The following is a 4668-nucleotide window of genomic DNA, read 5'->3' on the forward strand; positions in this document are numbered from 1 at the left end:
CTTGTAGCTTACGGCCGGACTGTTCATCCCAACCCATTATCCGACAACCGTTAAGCCGCTGACAACGTGACATCACCCCTCTGCCTCTCCGGAGGTGGATATCGAGCCATGCTTTTTCACGTGGGCGCGGTCTGGCGGCTTCATGAAACGGGTGTTTTGCCGCAGTTGAAGAGAGTTTCCAGCGTATCCGGAGGTCCATCACCGCTGGCGTGCTGCGCTGAACTGGGATAGAATCGGCACGGAACTCGAGAAGACTTTCGTGAAGCCTTTGCGCGAGGTCGCGTCCACTACTATCTATGTGGGCTCCATATTGCGAGGCCTCGTCCTGCCCGGCCGCATATCGGACAAGGTGACGGCGGCCTATGAAAACATCTGTTCGGAAAAGCTACTCTTCAGGATCTCCCGGACAATCCGGTTTTCGTGATCAATGCCACAAACGTGCAGTCAGGAGCGCTTTGGAGATTCAGGAAGCCTACATGAGGGACTATTTGGTCGGTGAGATCGTAAAGCCCCGAGCGTCAATCGCCAAAGCCGTAACTGCGTCCTCGGCTTTCCCGCCATTCCTGTCGCCCGTCCAATTGGACCTCGATCCAAGCGCATTCACTCCCGGTAGCGGCAGTTTTCTGCAAAACGAATCTTACACTAAGAAAGCCGTTCTCTCCGATGGTGGTGTTTACGACAATCTCGGGCTCGAGACCGTGTGGAAGCGCTATGCAACGGTACTTGTCAGCGATGGCGGCGGAAAAATGGCCGCCGAAAGCGCGCCAGCATCCGACTGGGCCCGGCATTCCCGCAGAGTACTGGACCTTGTCGATAATCAAGTCCGGGCCCAACGCAAGCGTCAATTGATCGCTTCTTATAAAGCCGCGCATTCTGACGCGATACATCGCGACGGCGCGTATTGGGGAATTCGATCCGACATATCGAACTACGGTGCGCCTGACGCTCTGCCGTGCCCACATGGACGGACGATGGCGCTTGCTGAGACGCCCACGCGGCTTGCGGCGATGTCCGGAGAGCTTCAGCAGCGATTGATAAATTGGGGCTACGGCGTGTCCGACGCGGCACTGAGGCGGCACGTCAACAATGACCTCCCCCCTCCTGCAGGTTTTCCATATCACCGTACAGGAGTCTGAGCGATGCCACTCTCCATTCCGCGCAGCTTGGTCGAGCACGTCTTGCTGGGTCCGATCGGCGACAGGCGTCAGCTTCAGAACTCGCCCATCCTGGCGGATGTCTGGATCGCTTATGCCGCGGACCCCGCGTCGCCTCAGGAAGTGCTGTTGACCCCTCACAGGAACTATCCGGCGAGCTATGTCGCCACGGAAATAGACGAGGTCCTTTACATTTATCGTAACATGCAAAAGACGCCGGCGGACCCCGCGGAAATAGCCGCGCTGCAAGGAATTGTGGCGGCGCGGCTTTACTTCTGGGAGGTGCTCAGGGTCGTCGTGCCGCTGACGGGATGGTGGAACAGGTTCTGGACATCCGATGTGATGCATCAGCTGAACTCGCGACCCGGAGCCACTGTCGAGAAAGTCAAGCAAGTCAGCGACGCCTTGTCTGGCTGGTTGTCTCCCCAATCGGTAAAACGCCAATACGCGTCGTTCTCAGCGCTAGAGCGGTATATCGTTCTGGCGGGGATCATATTGTGGGCGAAGGATGCGCCGACTCAGCAAGTCGATGAACGACCATACGACGAGAAAGTCGCGCAGGCGATCGCTGCAGCTGTGGACGACATCGCAAGGAGCCTGCAGCGCACATTCGACATGATCGAAGACTTTTACTACATTCGCGACAAACTTCCGTACGCACTTGTTCACGAGATATCCATCAACAGACCGATCTCGATGGCGCTCGACAGGTCGGTGGCTTCCGTGAAGGCGGACGCCGTCCACGGGTTGTTCAAAGTCGAGACATCGCACATTGCCTGGGCCGTCGTGGACTCCGGCATACATGGCAGTCACCCTGCCTTCCTGGACCACGCGAAACAGTCGCGGGTTCACGCCAGCTATGATTTCAGCCGCTTCCGCCGCATCGTGAGCCTGGACAACCGCCGCATTTTCTCCGTCGGCAGTAAAAAGCAACGCCATGCCCGCCTGGACCAGATCATGGGCGGGATGCAGCTCAAGAATCCACCCTCTGCTGCGGTCGCTCAGAAGAACCTGAAACAGTTGTCGGAGGATCTCGCGAAAGAGATTCCTCGGCGAGGGGAGCTTATACTTCCCTTCATCGAGATCAAGGTGGACGCACGTCCTGTCAACGACCATGGAACGCACGTAGCCGGAATCATTGGCGCTAATAAAGTTGAGGAGCCGGAAGGAAAAGGAGTATCGGCGGAGGGAATGTGTCCGGACATAAAGCTCTACGATTTCAGGGTACTGTCCGAAGACCTGGAAAGCATGGAATTCGGCGTGATCGCAGCGCTGGAGTTTATACGATACCTAAACTCGATGAGCCGCACCACCAGGATTCACGGGGCCAATCTGAGTCTGTCCATTCCCCACGATGTGCGCGATTACGCTTGCGGAAGGACGCCAGTCTGCGACGAATGCGAACGGCTTGTCGAAAGCGGAGTGGTCGTGGTGGCAGCCGCTGGAAATAGGGGCTACCAAAGCTTCACCACCAAAGAGGGAGCCTTCGACAGTTATACGGCCTTGAGCATTACTGACCCAGGTAATGCCGAGAGCGTCATAACCGTCGGTTCCACCCACCGGACATCGCCGCATACCTACGGCGTCAGCTTTTTTTCCAGCCGTGGCCCGACGGGCGACGGGCGCTCCAAGCCTGATCTAGTTGCTCCGGGCGAACGGATAACCTCCACGTTTTGCGACGGGAATTGGGGAGAGCTTGATGGGACCAGTATGGCCGCGCCGCATGTGAGCGGCGCGGCCGCGCTCCTGCTCGCCAGATACAACGAACTCGTCGGGCGTCCAGGCAGGATCAAGCAAGTATTGTGCGAAAGCGCGACCGATCTCGGCCGTGAACGCGCTTTCCAAGGCAATGGTATGCTTGACGTGCTTAGGGCATTCCAGAAACTTTGAGGAGGCCCACGATGATTTTCAGTCTTGAAGTTAGACGAGGGCGCAAGGGAGATTGTCTTCTCCTGCACCACGGGAATAAAGATGACCCCGGCCTGTTCGTGATCGACGGAGGACCGAAGAACGTCTTCGAACCTCATCTGCGGCCTCGCCTAGTCAGGCTCGCGGGGAAAAGGGGCCAGCCACTGACGATCGACATAATGATGGTTAGTCACGTGGATGACGATCACATTCAAGGTCTGCTTGAACTAGCCGCCCACGATGTAAAAGCAGATGAGAGTAAACGGTTGGTCCGCGTCGCCAGTCTCTGGCACAACAGCTTTGAAAACATCGTCGAAGACTCCGTTCAGCACCCTCTCACAGTCTTCAGCCAATTCGGAGGTGCAAGTGCCGGGTCCGGAGATCAACTCTCTGACGAGCAGATCGAAGAGATCGAGGACCACATCCATGAGAACGACGAAGACCGCATGGAAAATCTACATAGCGGCCTTCAGATTCTGGCCAGCATAGCGCAGGGAGACCGTCTCAGAAGCGATGCCAACAAACTGGAATGGCCGGTGAACGCCGAATTCGAGGGGGCCCTGATCTGCGCGTCCGAGACATCGGAGCCCATCCCGCTGCTACGGGGACTGACGTTGACCGTAGTTGGGCCCCAAAAGCCGGAGATCGATGCGTTAAGAAAGAAACATCGCGACTGGCTGGAGGAAAAGGCAAAGAAAAATAAGTCCGGTGCTGCCGAACTCGCGGCTTACGTCGACCCTTCGGTCGCCAATCTGTCGAGTATCGTCGTCCTGGTCCAGGCAAAAAAGAAAAAGATGCTTCTTACTGGGGACGCCCGCGGTGACAAGATCCTCAAGGGTCTGAAGGACGTTGGCCTCCTTGGTAAGAAGCCTTTGCACGTCGACGTCCTAAAGGTTCCGCACCATGGAAGCGCGAACAACATGGAAAAAGGTTTCTTCGAACAGGTTACGGCCGACCACTACGTCTTCTCTGGCAACGGGGAACACGGCAATCCAGAGCGCGAGACCATCCAGATGCTGCTCCAAGCGCGCGGTTCCGATGTTGGCGCCATCTATTTGACCTATCCGGTTGACCACATCGACAAAGAGCGGGAAAACGATTGGAACAAGGAGCGTGCAATGGCGGAGTCGAGGAGAAAGAAGAAAGGCAAGGGATCTGTCCGGGATCCTTGGTCGTTCGATAAGAATTCCCTGAGCGCTCTTTTCGCAGCTCATGGCATCTCACCGGGCAAGGGCTTGGTCATCGTGTCGGAGGACAGCGACACCATCATCGATCTAATGGATCCGTTGGAAGCGTGAGCTGTTCATCAAGATCGTGACCCTGAAACTCCCATTTTGCCCTACCTTTCTGATCCGGTCCGGGTTGATGATTCGATTCGGAACCAGAATCTACAAATCCGGATCATCTGCAGACATGTTTGAAGCAGCGGCTCGTGCGCCAGCCTACTGCGGTTGAGCCTGCACGAAATCGTTCATTCCCCGCCAAGACGTTGTTGCCTGCAGCCAATGTCTCTGCGATCGCGCGCGCTTAGATGTTTAGATGGGGTATTCGGCTTGAGCCCTGTCTGCGACGGCAATGGTGAGGGATGCAGCGTTTCGAGCTGATG

General features: G+C 56.6%; 3 protein-coding genes. All 3 read left to right on the top strand.

What is annotated here, in order from left to right:
• Positions 1 to 476 precede the first annotated feature (476 nt).
• From AC0L3D_RS36085 to AC0L3D_RS36095, 3 genes are read left to right on the top strand one after another with little or no spacing between them, the layout of a single operon-like run.
• Positions 477 to 1136 (top strand): hypothetical protein, encoded by a 660-nt coding sequence (locus AC0L3D_RS36085; RefSeq protein WP_473647462.1) that lies wholly within the window; start codon positions 477 to 479, stop codon positions 1134 to 1136.
• A 3-nt stretch (positions 1137 to 1139) separates the two neighbouring features.
• Complete coding sequence (locus tag AC0L3D_RS36090; protein WP_473647463.1) at positions 1140 to 3044, top strand: S8 family peptidase; 1905 nt, start codon at positions 1140 to 1142, stop codon at positions 3042 to 3044.
• 11 nt (positions 3045 to 3055) lie between these two features.
• Positions 3056 to 4360, top strand: coding sequence for a ComEC/Rec2 family competence protein (locus AC0L3D_RS36095; RefSeq protein ID WP_473647464.1), 1305 nt, complete (start codon positions 3056 to 3058; stop codon positions 4358 to 4360).
• Positions 4361 to 4668: the final 308 nt, after the last annotated feature.

Source organism: Mesorhizobium sp. WSM4837 (assembly GCF_055811435.1).